A 17,674-nucleotide genomic window follows, 5' to 3' on the forward strand; every position below is an offset into this window, starting at 1 on the left:
ATCGGATGACCATTGTGGACATTCTCGGAGATCTTCAAATGGTTGGCGTGAAATGATCACTTCGGGGATGCTGGCGGCATGACCGACTTCTCATACCGCTGGCGTGACCCGGTCACCGAAGACGAACTGTCCGCTCTCGTCCGTTCGCACGGTGGCGAGCCCGTGCCGGGCTGGTGGAACGGCATCCGGCGGCACAGCCTCGGCTGGGTCACCGCCCGCGACCGCGACGGTCTCCTGGTCGGCTTCGTCAACGTCGCCTGGGACGGCGGTGATCACGCCTTCCTGCTCGACACGAAGACCAGGGGGACCCATCAGCGGCGGGGGATCGCCACGGCCGTCGTCCGGCTGGCCGTGACCCACGCGCGAGCGGCGGGCTGTGAATGGCTGCACGTCGACTTCGTGCCGGAACTGCGTCCGTTCTATTTCGACGCCTGCGGTTTCCGGCCGACCGAGGCCGGGTTGATCCGGCTCACGGGCCAGGGATCATGAAGCTCGGCACGGTCGCCTGAAGCAGCGAGATCATCTCGCCCCTCACGCCGCCGGAGGTGTTCGTGGCACCGGCGAGGGTCGGTTCGGCACCCAGTCGCTGCGCCGAATGCAGGCGGAGAACAACGGGAACAGCAACGCCGGTGGTCGCCGGCGCGAGGCCATGAAGTTCCAGCCACGGCGGCAGGTTCTCGAAGATCGCGCCGATGCGGGAAAGGAAGATCGCCGCGATCAGGACGACGTACGGCGCCCACGCGTGCAGCGCCGCGCCGCCGACGGCCGCCGGAACCGCGTCAGGATCCACAGTGAAGCCATCGCGGCCAGTGCGGCGACGACGTCGACGAGGCTGGGGCTGATGAAGGTCGAGGTGACGAACCGTATGACCGCTAACGACAGCCCCGCGTCAGCACGGCGGGCCGGACCTCAGCTCCTTTGCGCCCGCACGTAACCCAGCCGGAGCGACAGCGCGGCGGCCGTTCCGGCCACTGTCGCGCCGAGTTCGTCGGTTCGGCGGAGCACGCGGCCCGCCGGGCCCGCGATGCTGATCGCCGCGATCGGCCGTCCGGTGTGGTCGCGGACGGCGGCGGCCACGCAGCCGACGTCGGGTTCGTTCTCGACCTCGTCCACGGCCCAGCCGCGGCGGCTCGTCCTGGCCAGGTCGTCGAGCAGCCGGGCCGGGTCGTTGATCGTCTTGAGGGTGAGACTGTCGAGTTTCATCCGGCGGATGCGTTCGACGCGGTCCTGTTCGGGCAGTGCCGCCAGCCACGCCTTGCCGAGTGAAGTCGCGTGCTGCGGACGGCGGGTGCCGAGGCGGCAGGCCAGGGTGACGGCGTTGGCGCTGCGTTCGGTGGCGACGTAGACCATCGTGTCGTTGTCCGGGACGGCGAGGTACGTCGTCTCCCCGCTCCGTTCGGCGAGCGACGCGAGATACCGCGGCGCGCAGCGGTGGAGATCGGTCGCCGCCATCGCGCGGGCGCCGAGTTCGACCAGCCGGGTCCCGAGCCGCACGCGGCCGGTGGCGCGATCGGCTTCGAGGTATTCGAGGTTTTTGAGGGTGCCGACGATGCGGTAGGCGGCGCTCCGGGAGAGACCCAGTTGCCTGGCGATCGCGTTGGTGGAAATCTCCTGGTTCTGGCCGACGTGCTCGAGAACCGCTAGTCCGCGCTCGAGTGTGCCACTGGAATCCAGGCCCCGTGGTGTGCCCACTTCGCCCTCCGTTGGACCGGGGTACCGATGGCCGGTACCAGTTGCCGCTAAGCGGATTCGGACGTTAACAGCTCGGCCCACCGTTGGGAAGGTTTCTTAACAAACTGTCGACCGGACAAGTTTCCCCAGCTCGGAGGCTTCCGGTCAAGATCACCGGTTCGGCCCAATCCGTTCGTCTGTTCCGATTCGATGTCTGACTTCAGGGGTCATTTTTCTGTTCACGGACAGGAAAGAACCCTCGCCGGAAAAGCGCGGCGAGGGTTCGGCCAAAGTCCGTTTCTAACGCACCGAGAGGTCCGCGACCGCTCGGACGACCGCCGTGCAGCGATCTTCGACGTAGTCCAAACCGCCTTCTCCGGCGATCCGGCGGGACTCGGCGGAGACGATTCCCTGCTGCAACCAGAGCGCCTTGGCGCCGATCGCGACGGCCTGTTCGGCGATCGGCGGAGTGTCCGCGGCCGGACGGAAGACGTCGACGAGGTCGACGGGCTCCGGGATGTCGGTGAGCGAGCGGTAGACCTTCTCGCCCAGCAGCTCGTCGGCCGAAGGATGGACGGGGATGATCCGGAACCCGTGTGCTTGCAGCACGGCGGCGACCCCGTGCGAGGCCTTGGCCGGATCACGGCTCAGCCCCACGACGGCGATCGTCTTCGATCCGGCGAGGATCTCGGTGGCGCGATCGGTCATACCGGGTTCAACGACGTCGGGCGCGCGGGAATTCCTTCACGGACCGCGACACCTAGAGTTTCCAGAGCCGCAGGCCACGCACCCGGTACACCGGCCAGACGACGTGCCAGGCGCGGCGCCGCAGGAAGACCGCGGAACAGGTCAGGACGTTGCGCGCGGACGTCGTCGCGACGTCGTGACGGTCCGGCCAGCTCTCGCCGTGCCTCCCGGCGGCGATCCGGAAGACGTTGACCAGGCCGCGGCCCTGCATGTCGTATTTCGCGCCGGTGTCGCCGGAATCCGGGGCCAGGGAGGCGATCTCCGGGCCGAACGCGGTCACGGGAGCGGGCCCCGCGTCGGCGGGGAGGTCGCCGACGGTTCCCGCGATCGCCTTGCCGTACAGGCGACGGGTGTAGCGGCCGAGCAGCAGCCGTTCCCACGGTGGCAGGACGCGCCGGTGCTTCAGCAGCGCCGAACACTCCGCGTGCCCGATGGCGAAGATGTCGGCCAGCTCGTCGTAGGCGTTGTGCGCCGCGGGCTCGTTGAGGTGCACACGCACCTCGTAGCGGATGCGCGCGGTGAGCTCGTCGAGCTCCTCACGCCGGTCGATCCTCGTCTTCGCCCGTGAGAGGGACCAGTCGGACATGGGAGCAGGCTAAGTGATGATCGCGGTCGCACAAGACACTTTCGGCCTAATCTGCCCGTACCGGCCAGTGGAACGGGCGTCTTGTGCGGGCCAGGGTGAGGAGGCAGAGTTCGGCTGTCGGAAGGAGCCCATGGACGCCAGCACGTTGCAGGAGGCCGCGGCCGCGCTGCTCAGCGCGTACGAGACCGGCAAGCCGATCGCGCCCCTGGTCGAGACCTATCCCGCCGCGACCTTGGAGGACGCGTACCGCATCCAGCAGCGGCTCGTCCGTTATTGGGCCGAACGCGGCGACGGGGTGCGCGGGCACAAGGTCGGTCTCGCGTCCGCCGCCATGCAGCGGCAGATGGGGGTCGACCAGCCCGACTACGGCCATCTGACCGGCTCCATGTTCCACCTCGAACACCAGCCGATCCCGATCGGCGACTTCCTGCAGCCGAAGATCGAACCGGAGATCGCGTTCGTGCTCGGCTCGCGGTTGCGCGGCCCCGGCGTCACGGTGGCGGACGCGCTGCGGGCGGTGGACTTCGTCGTCCCGGCGCTGGAGATCGTCGATTCCCGTATCCGGGACTGGAAGATCAGCATCGTCGACACGATCGCGGACAACGCGTCCTCCGGCGGGGTCGTCCTCGGCAGCAGGCCGACCGCGATCGGTGACCTTGACCTGCGGCTGGTGGGCTGCGTCCTGCACCGGAACGGCGGGATCGCGGCCACCGGCGCCGGTGGCGCCGTCCTCGGTTCGCCGGTGAACGCGCTGGTGTGGCTCGCGAACACGGTCGGGCCGCTCGGTGTCGCGCTCGAACCGGGGCACGTCGTGCTGCCGGGTTCGATGACGCGCGCGATCCCGGTGCGCCCTGGCGACACCGTCGTCGCGACGATGGCGGGGCTCGGCAGTGTCACCGCGAAGTTCTCCGGGAGGAGCGGCCGTGAGTCTTGACGTGCGGGAGGTGGCGGAAGCGCTGCTGTCCGGGGAAGAACGCGAGCCGCTGACCGACGCGTGGCCCGATTTGGACGTCGACACCGCGTACGAGATCCAGGACGAGGCGTTGCGGTTGCGGCAGGCACGCGGCGAGACCGTCATCGGCGTCAAGCTGGGCCTGACCTCGCAGGCGATGCGACAGAGCATGGGTGTCGACTCGCCGTTGCTCGCGTGGCTGACCGACGCGATGGTCCTGCCCGCCGGAGTCCCGGTGCCGTCGCTGATCCACCCGCGTGCGGAACCCGAGCTGGCTTTCGTGCTGGGAAAACGACTTTCGGGCCCCGGCGTGACCGCGGCGACCGCGATGGCGGCGGTGGACCGGGTCCACGGCGGCATCGAGATCATCGACAGCCGGTACCGCGACTACCGATTCGCACTGCCGGACGCCGTGGCGGACAACGGTTTCTCCGCGTACTTCACGCTCGGCCCGGTGGGTGCCGTGCCGTCGGAGCTGGATCTTTCGCTGGAGGCGGCGCTGGTGGAGGTCGACGGCGCCATCGTCGACACCGCCACCGGTGCCGCCGTGCTGGGCCATCCGGCGGAAGCCCTGGCTTTGGCGGCCAATGCCCTGGGCGCCCGCGGGCTCGCGTTGGAGCCGGGCTGGATCGTGCTCACCGGCGGGATGACCGACGCCGTCGAGCTGCGCCCGGGTTCACGGGTGGCGGCGCATTTCTCGCATCTGGGCTCGATCACGCTCGCCGGGTCTTGAGCTCGGCGCGGTCCGCCGTCGCGACCAGGCCGCGCACCAGCCGCGGCCAGATCGCGCGCGGGAGGTCGTGCCCCATACCGGGGACGACGTCCAATTCGGACTCCCGCAGCGCGCGGGCGGTGGCCCGGCCACCGGAAACGTGCACGAGCGGGTCTTTCGAACCGTGCACGACGAGGGCGGGCACGGTGAGGTTCCGCAACGCGTGGAACCGATCCCGGCTCGAAACGATCGCCGCCAGCTGCCGTGCGGTGCCGCCGGGGTTGACGCCGCGGTCGAACGACCGCTCCGCGCGCTCACGCATCCTGGGCTCGTCGAAGGGATAGCCCGGCGAGCCGATGGCGCGGAACGTGCGCACCAGGGAGTCGACGTACTGCTCTCGACTACGCGGAGGAGCCGAAAGCAACATCGTCATCGCCTTGGCGCTCGGCCGCCCGACGAACCGGTTCCCGGTGGTCGACATGATCGACGTCAGCGAGCGCACCCGTGCCGGATGCTCGATGGCCAGGGTCTGCGCGACCATCCCGCCCATCGACGCGCCCACGACGTGCGCGCTCCTGACGCCGAGTTCGTCCAGCAGCGCGGCGGCGTCGTCCGCCATGTCCTTCAGCGAGTACGGCGCCGTGCGCAGCGTGTACGCCAGCGGCAGGCTCACCCGCCCGGACATCCGGCTGGACCGGCCGGCGTCCCGGTTGTCGTAGCGGATGACGAAGAACCTCATCGCCGCGAGGTTCTCGCAGAGTTCGTCGTCCCACCAGATCATCTGGGAGGCCAGGCCCATGATCATCAGCAACGGCCTGTCCTCCGGTGACCCGAACGTCTCGTGGCACAGCTCGATACCGTTCACCGCGGCGATCGTCTCCGGCATAACCGGCAGTGTGCCTACTCACCGCGATACGCGCGAGCCTGGATTTCGTAAAGCTCGTGGTAGAGACCTCCTTCTTCGATGAGTTCGGCGTGCGTGCCCTCTTCGATCAACCGTCCTTTCTCCAGCACCAGGATCCGGTCCGCGGAACGGATGTTGGCCAGCCGGTGGGTCACCAGGATCGTCGTGCGCCTGCCCGCCCCGGAGACGCTGGCGTGCCGCAACCCGGCGAAGACCCGAGCCTCGGCTTTCGCGTCGAGCGCGGCCGTCGGCTCGTCGGCGACCAGGACGGCGGCGTCGCGGTAGATCCCGCGGGCGATGCCCATCCGCTGCCATTGCCCGCCGGAGAGGTCCTGTCCGTCGTTGAACTTCTTGGACAGCACCGTTTTCTCCTTGGCGGGCAAGGATTCGATCACTTCGTCGGCGCCGGAGGAGGTGATCGCGTCGTGCCAGGCGACGCGTTCCGGGTCTTCCCGGCCGAGCCTGCCGACGATCACGTTGTGCTCCGCGGTCATCGGCCATTCGGCGGGATCCTGGGCGATCACGGCGATGTTCGCGTGCACCGACTCGTGATCGGCGCCCGCGAGATCGACGTCGTCCCAGGACACCTTCCCTTCCGAGGGCGGGTACAGCCCGGTGAGCAGTTTGCCCAGCGTGGTCTTGCCCGAACCGTTCTCGCCGACGAGCGCGATCACCTCGCCGCGCCGGATGGTCAGCGAAACCTCGCGCAACGCGGGGCTTTCCTGGCCGGGGTAGGTGAAACTGACGTTTTCCAGCCGGATCTCCGCCGGATCCGGCGGTGCGACGACCCCGCCTTTCACCGGGCCGCGTTTTTCGGATTCCCGGAGCAGCCGCTGGAAGAAGGCGATGTAGAACGACTCCTCGTACATGGCGTTCACCGCGCGCATCGTGACGGACAGCGAGTTCGACGCCGTCCGCATGGCGAGCGCGGCCGTCCCGGCGAGGGCGAGTTCCATCCGCCCGCTGTAGAGCAGGAGACCGAGCACCAGATACGCGATCGCGGTGCCCACCCCGGCCGCCGCGCGCCCGGTCAGCCGGACCAGGTTGCTGCGATGCGCGAGCCGGACCTCCTCGCGCATCAGGCTTTCGGTGATCCGCCGGTACTCACCGAGCAGCGGCTCCTGCAGCGTGAGCGCGTGCCGCTCGAGGGCGAAGGCGCGCCAGGTGGCCACCTCTTCGACGATCCTCTTCCGGATGTTCCGCCCGACGGTGTCGAGATAATGCCGGTAGTTCAGCCGCGCGACCTTGGCCGCCGCCCAGCCGTCGGCGGCCGCCGCGAGCAGCAGCACCGGCGCGAGCCACGGATTCAGCAGGCCCGCCGCCACCAGCGCGGCGATCAGCGAGATCAGCGCCGACGTCAGATCCGCGATCCAGCGCAGGCTCATCTCGATCGACCGGACCCCGTCCCGCGCGCCCTGCCTGGCCAGCTCGCGGAAATCGGCGTCCTCGAAGGCCAGCAACCGGACCCGGACCATGGCGGCGGTGACCTCGTCGCCCGCCGAGGTCACGACCCGCGGCCGGAGCGTGCCCTCGACCGCGGCCACCGCCGTGTCCAGCAGCGCGCGCAAGGCGTACGTGCCGATGACGATCGCCAGCGCGGGCAGCGATTCCAGCACCCTGTCCGGGGTCGGCCCGTTCTCCAGCAGTGCGGTGAACACGTTGGCCGTGGCCAGCAGGCCGAACGCCGTGACACAACCGGAAAGAACGTGGACGACGCCGGCGAGCAGGGTCAGCCGCGCCGACGTCCGCCAGGCCAGCCGCAGCACGATCGCCACGGCGGACGGGAGCGCGCGGATGGCCTTGACCATCCCCGCGTCGGCCACGGCGTCGTCGGGCGTGGCCCACTCGGGCATCTTGAGGTTCTCGACCCCGATCAGGGGCACGGTCGCTTCGGGCACTCCTTCGTTTTTACGCGCCCCCACCGACAGTTCCGAGAGCCAAGGCGCGGTACCAACCCGGCCCCGCGCTCGGTCCCGGCGCCCTGGTCGCTTGAAGTACAGGAAGGGGTCCTTTCTGTACTGGGGAAGGTGTGAAGGTCGCGTTTCTTCGGCTCAGCCGAGGGAAGGGGGCCTTCACGCGCCCTCGTCGTGACCGGTGGGGCTAGTGAGGCTCCCGGCGAGTCCGCGCTCGGCTCGCCTGACGCCCCCAAGTACGTGGAGGGCGGGACGAAAGTCCCTTCAGCTCCCGCCCACCTTGCGCTACTCTCTCGCTAGAGCGATCTATCAAATCGCGAAGGGGGCGAACATGGACGTTCTTCAGGGCAAGGGGCTCACCGCGTTGCGGCTGGTCATGGCCTTCACGCTGCTCTCCACCACGCTGCACTACGCGCACAACGTGATCAGGGCGGCGGACTATCCGCAGGTCGAAGGCGTTCCGGTCGCCGTCGCCGCTGTCCTGGTCGTCGTCGCCTACGTCCTCTTCACCACGTTCGGCGTGCTCGGCTACCGCGACTACCTGCGCGGACGTTACTGGCGGGCGCTGGCGTTCCTGATGGTCTTCTCGCTGTCCGGACTGGCCAGCCTCGGGCATTTCCTGGTGGCGGTGCCGCGGATCCCGGCGTTCTGGTTCGCCACGATCTACACCGACACGGCCGCCGCGCTGCTGCTGTGGGTCTTCGTGACCTGGGCGGCGACGAAGCTCAACCGGGTGACGGTGGCTGACCAACTTTCTACACAACATTGACGGTATTCAGTGCAATGTAGACAATCGGTGGGGTGACGCGGACCACATCGGTGACGTTCGAACGTCATCCCAGCGGCTACCGGCACTGGAACCTGTCCACCGACGGCGAAGTCGCGTGGCTCGAACTCGACGTCGACGCCGACGGGGGTCTCGTGCCGGGTTACGAGCTCAAACTCAACTCGTATGACCTCGGCGTCGACATCGAGCTGTACGACGCGACGCAACGACTGCGGTTCGAACATCCCGAGGTCCGCGTGGTCATCGTGACCAGCGCGAAGGACAACGTCTTCTGCGCAGGCGCGAACATTCGCATGCTGGCGTCGTCGTCGCACGAGTGGAAGGTGAACTTCTGCAAGTTCACCAACGAGACCCGCAACGCCATGGAGGACGCCACCGCGCACTCCGGCCAGCGCTACGTCGCCGCGGTCAACGGCACCTGTGCCGGCGGGGGCTACGAGATCGCGCTGGCGTGCGAAAAGATCCTGCTGGTCGACGACAACTCCTCGACCGTCGCGCTGCCGGAGGTCCCGCTGCTCGGCGTCCTCCCCGGAACCGGCGGGCTCACCAGGGTGGTCGACAAACGCGGGGTGCGGCGGGACCTCGCCGACGTCTTCGCCACCCGTCCTGACGGAATGAAGGGACGGGCCGCGGTCGACTGGCGGCTCGTCGACGAGCTGGTGCCGCGACAGGGATTCCGTGCCGCCGTCCTGGCCAGGGCGCGGGAACTCGCGCGGACGAGCGAGCGGCTCGACGGCGAAGGCGTCGAGCTGACACCGCTGACCCATCGCTATGTCGACGTCGCCCACAGCGCGGCCGAAGCGACGATCACCGTCAAGGGGCCCGAGGACGGCGACGGCTGGTTACTGGACGTCACCCGCGAACTGGACGACGCCATCCTTCGCCTGCGCACCAACGAACCCGAACTCGGTACCTGGGTGCTCCGCACCGAAGGCGATCCGGTGAAGGTCCTCGAGCACGAACGCGCCGTGTTCGACGCGAAAGACTGTGTGAGCAACGAAATCGTCCACTACTTCAAGCGGACGCTGAAGCGGCTCGACGTCACCAGCCGCAGCCTGATCGCGCTCATCGAACCTGGTAGCTGCTTTGCCGGGCTCCTGGTGGAGCTCGCGCTGGCCGCGGACCGGCAGTACATCTTGGACGGTCCGCCGATCGACGATGAAGACAGTGAAGAACGTGCGTCGATCACGTTGTCCGAAGCCAACTTCGGCCGTTTCCCGATGGGCAACGGCCTGTCCCGTCTCGAATCCCGGTTCTTCGGCGACCCTGGCCACGTCACCAGGCTCGCGAAAGAACGGGGCAAACCGCTGAGCCCCACGGAGGTGAACGAACTCGGCCTGGTCACCGGCGCGCCGGACGACCTCGATTGGGAGGACGAGATCCGGATCGCGCTGGAAGGACGGGCCTCGCTCAGCCCGGACGCCCTGACCGGAATGGAGGCGAACCACCGGTTCGTCGGCCCCGAGACGCTGGAAAGCAAGATCTTCGGCCGCCTGGCCGCCTGGCAGAACTGGATCTTCACTCGTCCGAACGCATCCGGTTCCGAGGGCGCGCTGCGTCGCTACGGTACTGGTCAGAAGGCCGTCTTCGACAGGAAGCGGGTCTGAAACCCATGCCCACCAAGATCGATTACGACGCCAAGATCCCCAACAACGTCGATCTCTCCGGGGACCGGCGGCTCCAGCGGGCGCTGGAGGGGTGGCAGCCGAAGTTCCTGGACTGGTGGGGCGAAATGGGCCCCACGCTGCGAACCCGAGGGGTGTACTTGCGCACCGCGATCAGTGTCGGCCGGGACGGCTGGGCGCATTTCGACCACGTCAACGTGCCCGACTACCGGTGGGGGATCTTCCTCGCGGAGCGTGATCCCGGCCGCGTCATCGGTTTCGGCGAGCATCAGGGCGAACCGGCCTGGCAGCAGGTGCCCGGCGAGTACCGCGCCGACTTGCAGCGGCTCATCGTCATCCAGGGTGACACCGAACCCGCGTCGGTCGAGCAGCAGAAACTGCTGGGGCTGACCGCGCCGAGCCTCTACGACCTGCGGAACCTCTTCCAGGTCAACGTCGAAGAAGGCCGCCATCTGTGGGCGATGGTGTATCTGCTGCACGCCTACTTCGGCCGGGAAGGCCGTGACGAGGCGGAAAGCCTCCTGCTCCGGAATTCCGGCAGTCCGGACGCGCCGCGCATCCTCGGTGCCTTCAACGAAGAGACCGCGGATTGGCTCGCGTTCTACATGTTCACCTATTTCACCGATCGCGACGGAAAATACCAGCTCGGCACCCTCAAGGAAAGCGGTTTCGACCCGCTTTCCCGCACTTGTGAATTCATGCTCAAGGAAGAGGCGCACCACATGTTCGTCGGCACCACCGGCGTCGACCGCGTGGTCACTCGCAGTGCCGAACTGATCCGCGAGCACGACACCTTCGACATCGCCGGGCACGGCGGGATCCCCCTGGACCTCATCCAGCGTTACCTCAACTTCCACTACACCGTCTCGCTCGACCTGTTCGGCGGCGAGACGTCGACCAACGCGGCGAACTACTACACCGCCGGGCTGAAAGGCCGCTGGCAGGAGAGCCGCCGCAAGGACGACCACAAGCTCACCGACGACGCCGGGTCGCTGTCCAGGCCGAGGGCCGACGGCACCTGGGAGACCGAGGAACTCCCCGCCATCCTGCTGTTGAACCTGGATCTGCGCGAGGAGTACCGCGCCGACTGCCAGACCGGGGTCAACCGCTGGAACAAGATCCTGGACGAGGCCGGGATCGACTTCCGATTCGTCCTCCCACACCCTGGATTCAATCGCGAAGTCGGCATAAACTCCGGCCACCATGTGACGCCCGACGGCACCGTAGTCGACGAGCGGACCTGGTCGGCCGGCAAACGCAAGTGGCTGCCCACTCCCGAAGACCTGTCCTTCGTCCGATCGCTGATGCACCCGGTGTACGAGCGAGGAAAGATCGCGAGCTGGGTGGCGCCGCCACGCCAGGGCATCAATGGGAAACCGTTCGACTACGAATACGTTTACCTGAGCTGAGCCGATTGAAGGTGCGCCCGTGACCGCTGGAGCTACCGGGTTCAACGCGGCGAGCTATCTGCTCGACCGGCATCTGGCGGAAGGACACGGCGCGAAGGCGGCGGTCGTTTCGCCGAGGCTAAGTCTCACCTACGCCGGGCTCGCGGCCGAAACCCGCCGGGTCGCGGCGGGGCTGAAGGCGATCGGTGTCCGCCCGGAGGAGCGGGTCCTGTTCTGCATGGTCGACGACGTCGAACTGCTCACCGGGATCCTCGGGGCGATGCTGGCCGGCGCGGTCGCGGTGCCGGTGTCCACCATGGTCACCGGGCTGGACCTCGGCAAGGTGCTGGCCGATTCGCGGGCCAGGGTCCTGTGCGTTTCCGGCGAGTTCGCCGAGCAGGCGACGATCGCGCTGGGGCTGGCGCCGGAGGTCACCGACGTCGTGCTGGACAGGGCGAAGGCGGCCGAACTGCCGTCCGGGATCCGCGCGCACGACTGGTGCGATCTGTCCACAGTGGATGACGAAGGGTTCGAACCGGCGCCGACCTGGGAAGACTCGCCCGCGCTCTGGCTGTACACCTCGGGGACGACGGGGAAACCGAAGGGCGCGATGCATCGGCACGCGGGCATCCGCGCGGTCTGCGAGACGTACGCGCGCGGTGTGCTCGACACCGGCCCGAACGACCGGTTCCTTTCCGTTCCGAAACTGTTTTTCGCTTACGGCTTGGGGAATTCGGCCTTCTTCCCGCTCGCGGCGGGTGGAACGGCGCTGCTCGAACCGGCCCGGCCGACCCCGGGGCTCATCGCCGCCAAGGTGCGCGCGGAGCGGCCCACGCTGTTCTTCGCCGTCCCGACCTTCTACGCGGCGCTGCTCGCCAGTGACGTCCCGGACCACACGTTCTCTTCGGTACGCCAAGCCGTTTCGGCCGGGGAACCGCTGCCTTCCGTGCTGTACGAACGATTCCGTGATCGGTTCGGCGTCGAGATCCTCGACGGGATCGGGTCGACGGAGGCGTTGCACGTCTTCCTGTCCAACCGGCCCCGCCAGGTGCGTCCTGGCAGTACCGGCGTGCCCGTCCCCGGCTATGAGGTCGCCCTGCGCGACGAGCAAGGCGCGCCGGTGCCGGACGGTCAGCCCGGTGAGCTGTTCGTCGCCGGGCCGTCGATCGCGACCGGGTACTGGGCGCGGTACGAGACGACGAAGCAGGTCTTCCAGGGCGAATGGCTGCGGACGGGCGACAGTTTCGTCCGCAACCCCGACGGGAGCTACACCTGTCTCGGCCGTTTCAACGACATGCTGAAACCGGGCGGGATCTGGGTTTCACCCACCGAGGTCGAAGAGCGGCTGCTGCAACATCCGGCGGTCGCCGAGGTCGCGGTCGTGGCCGTGTTCGACGCCGACGGCATCGAGAAACCGGTCGCGTGCGTGGTCGGCGTACCCGGCAGCCCGCTGGACGCGGACGAGCTGATCGAGTTCTGCCGGTCCGGGCTGGCGTCGTTCAAACGGCCGCGCGGCATCGTCGAGCTGGGCGAACTGCCGAAGACGGCGACCGGCAAGATCCGGCGCAACGTCATCCGGGAACTCGTGCGGGACATGTACGAGGTGCGGGCCTACCAACCAGACCCCACTTCACCCCTACCCGGCTGATCTCCCGCCAATCTCGCGTCCGGACGTGAGTTACGCCTCTGATCACGCGAGTTCCGCCTTCAATCACGCGAGTTCCGCCTCTGATCACGCGAGATCCGGCGAGGGTGTCATGCGCCGTTGACGGTGCGCAGGGTTCGCATGGCCTCGGCGAGACCTGGTGCGTCGTCACCGAGCGGGGTCAGGACGATGCGCCGCAGGATCTCCGCGCACGCCTTCCGCGCCTGCTGTGCGACGTCGAGGCCGTGCTCGGTCAGCGCCGCGAAGGTGACGCGGCGGTCGTCCGGGCTGGGCACGCGGCAGATCAGGTCCGCGGCCACCAGCCGGTCCGCGACTTTGGTGAACCCGCCGCTGGACAACGCCGCCTCGACGGCCAGCCGCGTCATCGGCATCCGGTGCTCCGGTGACCGCACGAGCCGCAGCAGGATGTCGAACGAGGCAGGCGCCAAGCCGAACCGTTCGGCGATCTCGCCCATCAGCTTGTTCTGCGTGGCCAGGTAGCCCTCGATCACCAGGCCCCACCATGTGACCACTTCGTCGTCGTTCGGTTCAGTCACGCGGGCGAGGGTACACCACAAACTCTCGCTGGAATATATCTTGCGCGCGAGAGGTTATCGGTTTAGCTTGAAATCACCGGCTACCGGAGGAGGGCGCCATGTCGATCAAGACTTCGGGCCTGCACCACGTCACCGCCATCGGTGGCGATCCCCAGCGCAACGCGGACTTCTACACCAGGGCCCTCGGCCTGCGGCTGGTGAAGACCACCGTGAACTTCGACAATCCCGGCACATACCACCTCTATTACGGCGACCGGTCCGGCAAGCCCGGCTCGCTGATGACGTTCTTCCCGTGGAAGGACGCGCCGAAGGGCCGCCACGGCACCGGCCAGGCGACCACGACTTCGTTCTCTGTCCCCGAAACCTCCCTCGGCTGGTGGAAGCGGCACCTCGCCGAAAGCCGTGTCGAGACGAGCCAGATCCGCGACTCCGACGGCGAGGAGACGCTCACCTTCCTCGATCCGGACGGCCTGAAGCTCGCGCTCGTCGCGCATCCGCAGGGCGACCCGCGCGACCCGTGGGACACGAAGCTCGTCCCCGCCGAGCACGCCATCCGCGGCCTGCACTCCGTCACGCTTTCGGTGTCCAAGGAGGACGCGACGGCCGGGATGCTGACCGACGGGCTCGGCCTGGCCTTCGAGCACCAGGAGGGCAACCGCCTGCGGTTCTCCGCCGGTGAAGGCGGCCCCGGCGCGCTCGTCGACGTCCTCGTGACGCCCGACGCCCCGCGCGGGCTGGTGGCCGCGGGCACCGTGCACCACGTCGCCTGGCGCGCGCCGGACGAGGAGACCCAGGCCGCGTGGCGTGCCGAGCTGATCGACGACGGCGTGAACGTGACGTCCATTTTGGACCGTCAGTACTTCCGCTCGATCTACTTCCGCGAGCCGGGCGGAACCCTGCTCGAAGTCGCGACCGACGAACCCGGCTTCGCGATCGACGAGCCGCTGCTGGAACTGGGCCGCGCGCTGAAACTGCCGCCGTGGCTGGAGCCCCAGCGCGAGGATATCGAGGCGATGCTGCCGAAGCTGGACCTCCCGAGCGAGAACAACCCGCGATGACTCCCCTGGAGCACAAGTACGTCGAAGGGGCGCCGGACGAGCCGGTGCTGCTGCTCCTGCACGGCACCGGCGGCGGTCCGGACGATCTCGTGCCGATCGCCCGTCAGCTGAGCCCGGCCTCCGCACTGCTCGCGCCCGCCGGGCCGGTGTCGGAACACGGTGCGCCGCGGTGGTTCCGTCGGCTGGCGGAAGGCGTTTTCGATCACGAGGACGTCGTGTTCCGGGCGAACCAGCTGGCCGATTTCGTGGTCGCCTCGCGCGAGCAGTACGGCCTCGGTGACCGGCGGCTGGTCGCCATCGGCTTCTCCAACGGCGCCAACATCGCCGCCGCGGCCACCCTGCTCCGCCCGGACGCGGTGCGGGAGGCGGTGCTGTTCGCGGCCATGTCCCCGCTTCCGTCGCCGCCACGGCTCGACCTGTCCGGTACGCAGGTCTTCCTGTCGAACGGCGAACATGATCCGATGGCGCCGCTGACGTCGGCGGAGGGACTGGTCCGCGACCTGCGCGAGCGGTCCGCGGACGTCGTCGCCCACCGCCATCCCGGCGGGCATCAGGTGACGGGCAACGGTTTGGTCGCGGCGGCGGGGTGGCTCAACGGTGAGCGGCCGGAGCAAAGTAGCCGAACGTAACATCAGCGGATGACCAACGGTGACCTCGTCCGAGCCCAGGCCCTGCTCGAAACGGTGCTCCTCGCGGACGGGCACAACGACCTGCCGTGGGAGTTGCGGGTCACGACCGGGCCGGATCCGGTCGAGGCCGTGGCGGGCACGGATCTCACCGTCCGGCAGCCGCATCTGCACACCGACTTCCCGAAGCTCGCCGAAGGCAGGCTCGGGATGCAGTTCTGGTCCGTCTACGTGCCCTGCCAGTTCGAGGGGCACAGCGCGGTCACGGCGGTGCTGGAACAGATCGAGATCGTGCACCAGATGATCGAGCGGTACCCCGGCAGGCTGGCCTTCGTGGACACCGCCGACCAGGCCGAAGCCGCGTTCCGCGACGGCAAGATCGCGTCGCTGCTCGGCGCCGAAGGCGGCCACAGCATCGCCGAATCCCTCGGTGTGCTGAGGATCCTGCGCCGCCTCGGCGTCCGCTACATGACGCTGACGCACAACTACAACACCACCTGGGCCGACTCCGCCACCGACGAACCCGAGCACGACGGGCTCACCGGGTTCGGCCGGGACGTCGTCCGCGAGATGAACAAGATCGGCATGCTGGTCGACCTTTCGCACGTCGCGCCGAGCACCATGCGCGCCGCGCTTGAGGTCAGTTCCGCGCCGGTGATCTTCAGTCACTCCTCGTGCGTCGCGGTCAACGACCACGTCCGCAACATCCCCGACGACGTCCTGGAAACCCTGGCGGCCAAGGACGGCGTCGCGATGGTGACGTTCGTGCCGGGCTTCATCTCCCCGAAGGTCACCGAGTGGGACGCCCGGTTGCGCGAGGACATGGAGGCCGCCGGGCAGGACTACCGGAACCTCGACCAGCGCACGAAGTTCACCGCGGAACGAGGCGGCCCCGAGAAGCCGAAGGCAAGCATCGGCGACGTCGTGGCTCACATCGAGCACGCGCGCGAAGTGGCCGGTGTCGACCACATCGGCCTCGGCGGCGACTACGACGGAGTCGCGACACTGCCCGAAGGCCTTGAGGACGTTTCGAAGTACCCGGTGCTGTTCGCCGCGCTGCTGGAACGCGGCTGGAGTGAAGAGGATTGCGCGAAGCTGGCCGGGAAGAACACCTTGCGGGTACTGCGCGCGGCGGACGAGGTCACCCGTTCGGACGCTTGAGAGCGCGATCAAGCCCACTTCGGCGGACACTATCGTGCATGACTCAGCCGCAGGAGAGTGCCGCCGAGATTCCGCTCGAGCCTGCCAAGCCGCCCGAGACCGCCGGTGGCGCGCGCCACAGCGGCAAGTTCGAGGCCGTTCCGAAGCTCAAGCGCACGCGGGTGAGCGGGACCTGGGTCGCCGTGATCGTGGCGTTGATCGTGCTGGTGTTCCTGCTCGTGTTCATCCTGCAGAATCAGGACACCGCCACCGTGCACTTCCTCGGCATGTCCGGCAGTATGCCGCTGGCCGTCGCGATGCTGTTCTCCGTGATCGCCGGCGGCGCGCTGGTCGCGCTCGTCGGCGGCGCCCGGATCCTGCAGTTGCGCCAGCAGGCCAAGAAATCCCGCCACCTGCAACGCTGAACCCCGTCAGGGAGCGGCGGCTCGCCGGAACTCGCTCGGATTGACCCCGCGGACCCGTTTGAACGCCGCGCTGAAGCCGAACGGGTCGGAGTAGCCGACGGTGCGGGCGATGTCCGAGATCGTCGAGGACTCCCGATCGGCCAAGAGATCCGCCGCGAGGGTCATCCGCCAGCGGGTGAGGTAGGTCAGCGGCGGTTCACCGACCAGGTCGGCGAACCGCTTGGCCAGCGTCGAACGCGACACCCCGGTGCGCCCGGCCAGCTTGCTGACCGTCCACGGCGCCGCCGGTTCGGCGTGCAGCAGGCGCAGCGCGTCGCCGACCACCGGATCCCGCTGGGCGGCCCACCACGCCGGGGGCGCACCGCCGGGCCGGTCGAACCATTCGCGCAGTGAGCAGACCAGCATCCAGTCCAGCAACCGGTCGAGGACCACCTGCTGACCGGGCGCGTCGACGGCGACCTCGGCGGCGAGGTGGTCCAGCACGGGGTCGCCCGCGCCGCCGGCGTCCACCCGGACGACGACGGGCAGCGCGTCCAGCAGCGGACGGCTGAGCTCACCGCGGACCGGGTACGCGCCGACGATCAAGGTCGTCTCGCCGCCGGTCGGGTCGTCGGCCCAGCCGAGCCGGTGCCTGGTCCCGCCTTGTCCGGGGGTGGCGCGGTGTTCGCCGCACGCGATCGGCTCCGCCCGGGTGCCGACCTCGTCCACGAAGGTGAACGTCGCGGGGCCGCGCACGATGATCGTCTCGCCCGCGCGAAGCGGTTCGGGCGGAGCGCCCTCAGGCACGATCCAGCCCGCCCCGGTGAGCACGGCGCACAGGGTCAGCGGCGCGCCGTCCACGAAGTGCAGCGACCAGGGCGGGGACAGGGTCGAACTGCCGAACAACGAGCCGTGCGCCCGCACGCCGCGGATCAGGTCACTGAACACGTCCATCCGGC

Annotated in this window: 19 protein-coding genes; 11 read left to right on the top strand and 8 right to left on the bottom strand. The window is 68.6% G+C overall.

The genetic code is table 11. The features are described from left to right. Positions 1 to 78 precede the first annotated feature (78 nt). Positions 79 to 489: a GNAT family N-acetyltransferase gene (locus BS329_RS09885; protein WP_076158427.1), complete on the top strand. Its 411-nt coding sequence runs from the start codon at positions 79 to 81 to the stop codon at positions 487 to 489. Here BS329_RS09885 and BS329_RS09890 read toward each other — a convergent pair. The 4 genes from BS329_RS09890 to BS329_RS09905 form a co-directional block, all read right to left on the bottom strand. Continuing rightward, a complete protein-coding gene (locus BS329_RS09890; protein ID WP_076158429.1) occupies positions 470 to 790 on the bottom strand; it encodes a hypothetical protein in 321 nt (106 codons plus the stop codon). The genes BS329_RS09885 and BS329_RS09890 overlap by 20 nt on opposite strands. Before the next feature lie 119 nt (positions 791 to 909). After that, positions 910 to 1,692: an IclR family transcriptional regulator gene (locus tag BS329_RS09895; protein WP_076158432.1), complete on the bottom strand. Its 783-nt coding sequence runs from the start codon at positions 1,690 to 1,692 to the stop codon at positions 910 to 912. Positions 1,693 to 1,971: 279 nt separating this feature from the next. Then, on the bottom strand, positions 1,972 to 2,379 hold the full coding sequence (locus BS329_RS09900) for a CoA-binding protein (protein WP_076158434.1): 408 nt from the start codon (positions 2,377 to 2,379) through the stop codon (positions 1,972 to 1,974). A gap of 52 nt (positions 2,380 to 2,431) precedes the next feature. Then, positions 2,432 to 3,004 (bottom strand): hypothetical protein, encoded by a 573-nt coding sequence (locus tag BS329_RS09905; RefSeq protein ID WP_076158437.1) that lies wholly within the window; start codon positions 3,002 to 3,004, stop codon positions 2,432 to 2,434. Positions 3,005 to 3,134: 130 nt separating this feature from the next. Here BS329_RS09905 and BS329_RS09910 point away from each other — a divergent pair, with 130 nt between their 5' ends. Continuing rightward, on the top strand, positions 3,135 to 3,938 hold the full coding sequence (locus tag BS329_RS09910; RefSeq protein ID WP_076158440.1) for a 2-keto-4-pentenoate hydratase: 804 nt from the start codon (positions 3,135 to 3,137) through the stop codon (positions 3,936 to 3,938). Beyond that, on the top strand, positions 3,928 to 4,689 hold the full coding sequence (locus BS329_RS09915; RefSeq protein WP_076158443.1) for a 2-keto-4-pentenoate hydratase: 762 nt from the start codon (positions 3,928 to 3,930) through the stop codon (positions 4,687 to 4,689). Before BS329_RS09910 ends, BS329_RS09915 begins: the two co-directional genes overlap by 11 nt. Here the strand turns inward: BS329_RS09915 and BS329_RS09920 are convergent. Together BS329_RS09920 and BS329_RS09925 are read right to left on the bottom strand one after the other, a co-directional pair. Next, positions 4,670 to 5,554: an alpha/beta fold hydrolase gene (locus tag BS329_RS09920; protein ID WP_076158446.1), complete on the bottom strand. Its 885-nt coding sequence runs from the start codon at positions 5,552 to 5,554 to the stop codon at positions 4,670 to 4,672. The two genes, BS329_RS09915 and BS329_RS09920, sit on opposite strands and share 20 nt — an antisense overlap. A gap of 14 nt (positions 5,555 to 5,568) precedes the next feature. After that, positions 5,569 to 7,470, bottom strand: a complete 1,902-nt coding sequence (locus BS329_RS09925; RefSeq protein WP_076158449.1) for an ABC transporter ATP-binding protein — start codon at positions 7,468 to 7,470, stop codon at positions 5,569 to 5,571. Positions 7,471 to 7,816: 346 nt separating this feature from the next. On the opposite strand from BS329_RS09925, the gene BS329_RS09930 reads away from it, so the two are divergent. Genes BS329_RS09930 through BS329_RS09945 form a run of 4 tightly spaced genes read left to right on the top strand, consistent with a single transcriptional unit; the run spans position 7,817 to position 12,933 of the window. Further along, on the top strand, positions 7,817 to 8,254 hold the full coding sequence (locus tag BS329_RS09930; RefSeq protein ID WP_143252963.1) for a hypothetical protein: 438 nt from the start codon (positions 7,817 to 7,819) through the stop codon (positions 8,252 to 8,254). Between the two features lie 32 nt (positions 8,255 to 8,286). Then, the gene (gene boxC / locus BS329_RS09935) at positions 8,287 to 9,879 is read left to right on the top strand and encodes a 2,3-epoxybenzoyl-CoA dihydrolase (protein WP_076158452.1); all 1,593 of its coding nucleotides are present in this window, start codon (positions 8,287 to 8,289) and stop codon (positions 9,877 to 9,879) included. Between the two features lie 5 nt (positions 9,880 to 9,884). Continuing rightward, on the top strand, positions 9,885 to 11,306 hold the full coding sequence (boxB, locus tag BS329_RS09940; protein ID WP_076158454.1) for a benzoyl-CoA 2,3-epoxidase subunit BoxB: 1,422 nt from the start codon (positions 9,885 to 9,887) through the stop codon (positions 11,304 to 11,306). A gap of 19 nt (positions 11,307 to 11,325) precedes the next feature. After that, positions 11,326 to 12,933 carry a benzoate-CoA ligase family protein gene (locus BS329_RS09945; protein WP_076158457.1) on the top strand — a complete coding sequence of 536 codons (1,608 nt, stop codon included), beginning with the start codon at positions 11,326 to 11,328 and terminating at the stop codon, positions 12,931 to 12,933. A 107-nt stretch (positions 12,934 to 13,040) separates the two neighbouring features. Here the strand turns inward: BS329_RS09945 and BS329_RS09950 are convergent, their stop codons facing one another. Further along, a complete protein-coding gene (locus BS329_RS09950) occupies positions 13,041 to 13,487 on the bottom strand; it encodes a MarR family winged helix-turn-helix transcriptional regulator (protein ID WP_076158460.1) in 447 nt (148 codons plus the stop codon). Between the two features lie 98 nt (positions 13,488 to 13,585). On the opposite strand from BS329_RS09950, the gene BS329_RS09955 reads away from it, so the two are divergent. From BS329_RS09955 to BS329_RS09970, 4 genes are read left to right on the top strand one after another with little or no spacing between them, the layout of a single operon-like run. Then, on the top strand, positions 13,586 to 14,545 hold the full coding sequence (locus BS329_RS09955; protein WP_076158463.1) for a ring-cleaving dioxygenase: 960 nt from the start codon (positions 13,586 to 13,588) through the stop codon (positions 14,543 to 14,545). Beyond that, positions 14,542 to 15,174 (top strand): alpha/beta hydrolase, encoded by a 633-nt coding sequence (locus BS329_RS09960; protein WP_076158466.1) that lies wholly within the window; start codon positions 14,542 to 14,544, stop codon positions 15,172 to 15,174. The genes BS329_RS09955 and BS329_RS09960 overlap by 4 nt, the downstream gene beginning before the upstream one ends. A 9-nt stretch (positions 15,175 to 15,183) precedes the next feature. Next, positions 15,184 to 16,332, top strand: a complete 1,149-nt coding sequence (locus tag BS329_RS09965; protein WP_076158469.1) for a dipeptidase — start codon at positions 15,184 to 15,186, stop codon at positions 16,330 to 16,332. 38 nt (positions 16,333 to 16,370) lie between these two features. Further along, positions 16,371 to 16,736, top strand: a complete 366-nt coding sequence (locus BS329_RS09970; protein WP_076158472.1) for a LapA family protein — start codon at positions 16,371 to 16,373, stop codon at positions 16,734 to 16,736. 6 nt (positions 16,737 to 16,742) lie between these two features. Here the strand turns inward: BS329_RS09970 and BS329_RS09975 are convergent, their stop codons facing one another. Beyond that, positions 16,743 to 17,669: an AraC family transcriptional regulator gene (locus tag BS329_RS09975; protein WP_076158474.1), complete on the bottom strand. Its 927-nt coding sequence runs from the start codon at positions 17,667 to 17,669 to the stop codon at positions 16,743 to 16,745. Positions 17,670 to 17,674: the final 5 nt, after the last annotated feature.

It is taken from the genome of Amycolatopsis coloradensis (assembly GCF_001953865.1).
Taxonomy (GTDB): Bacteria; Actinomycetota; Actinomycetes; order Mycobacteriales; family Pseudonocardiaceae; genus Amycolatopsis; species Amycolatopsis coloradensis.

What these genes read in the sequence shown, in the direction of transcription:
- BS329_RS09885 (WP_076158427.1), top strand. Translation starts at nt 79, where the DNA reads ATGACCGACTTCTCATACCGCTGGCGTGACCCGGTCACCGAAGACGAA.
- BS329_RS09900 (WP_076158434.1), bottom strand. Translation starts at nt 2,379, where the DNA reads ATGACCGATCGCGCCACCGAGATCCTCGCCGGATCGAAGACGATCGCC.
- BS329_RS09905 (WP_076158437.1), bottom strand. Translation starts at nt 3,004, where the DNA reads ATGTCCGACTGGTCCCTCTCACGGGCGAAGACGAGGATCGACCGGCGT.
- BS329_RS09910 (WP_076158440.1), top strand. Translation starts at nt 3,135, where the DNA reads ATGGACGCCAGCACGTTGCAGGAGGCCGCGGCCGCGCTGCTCAGCGCG.
- BS329_RS09920 (WP_076158446.1), bottom strand. Translation starts at nt 5,554, where the DNA reads ATGCCGGAGACGATCGCCGCGGTGAACGGTATCGAGCTGTGCCACGAG.
- BS329_RS09930 (WP_143252963.1), top strand. Translation starts at nt 7,817, where the DNA reads ATGGACGTTCTTCAGGGCAAGGGGCTCACCGCGTTGCGGCTGGTCATG.
- boxB (WP_076158454.1), top strand. Translation starts at nt 9,885, where the DNA reads ATGCCCACCAAGATCGATTACGACGCCAAGATCCCCAACAACGTCGAT.
- BS329_RS09955 (WP_076158463.1), top strand. Translation starts at nt 13,586, where the DNA reads ATGTCGATCAAGACTTCGGGCCTGCACCACGTCACCGCCATCGGTGGC.
- BS329_RS09960 (WP_076158466.1), top strand. Translation starts at nt 14,542, where the DNA reads ATGACTCCCCTGGAGCACAAGTACGTCGAAGGGGCGCCGGACGAGCCG.
- BS329_RS09965 (WP_076158469.1), top strand. Translation starts at nt 15,184, where the DNA reads ATGACCAACGGTGACCTCGTCCGAGCCCAGGCCCTGCTCGAAACGGTG.
- BS329_RS09970 (WP_076158472.1), top strand. Translation starts at nt 16,371, where the DNA reads ATGACTCAGCCGCAGGAGAGTGCCGCCGAGATTCCGCTCGAGCCTGCC.
- BS329_RS09975 (WP_076158474.1), bottom strand. Translation starts at nt 17,669, where the DNA reads ATGGACGTGTTCAGTGACCTGATCCGCGGCGTGCGGGCGCACGGCTCG.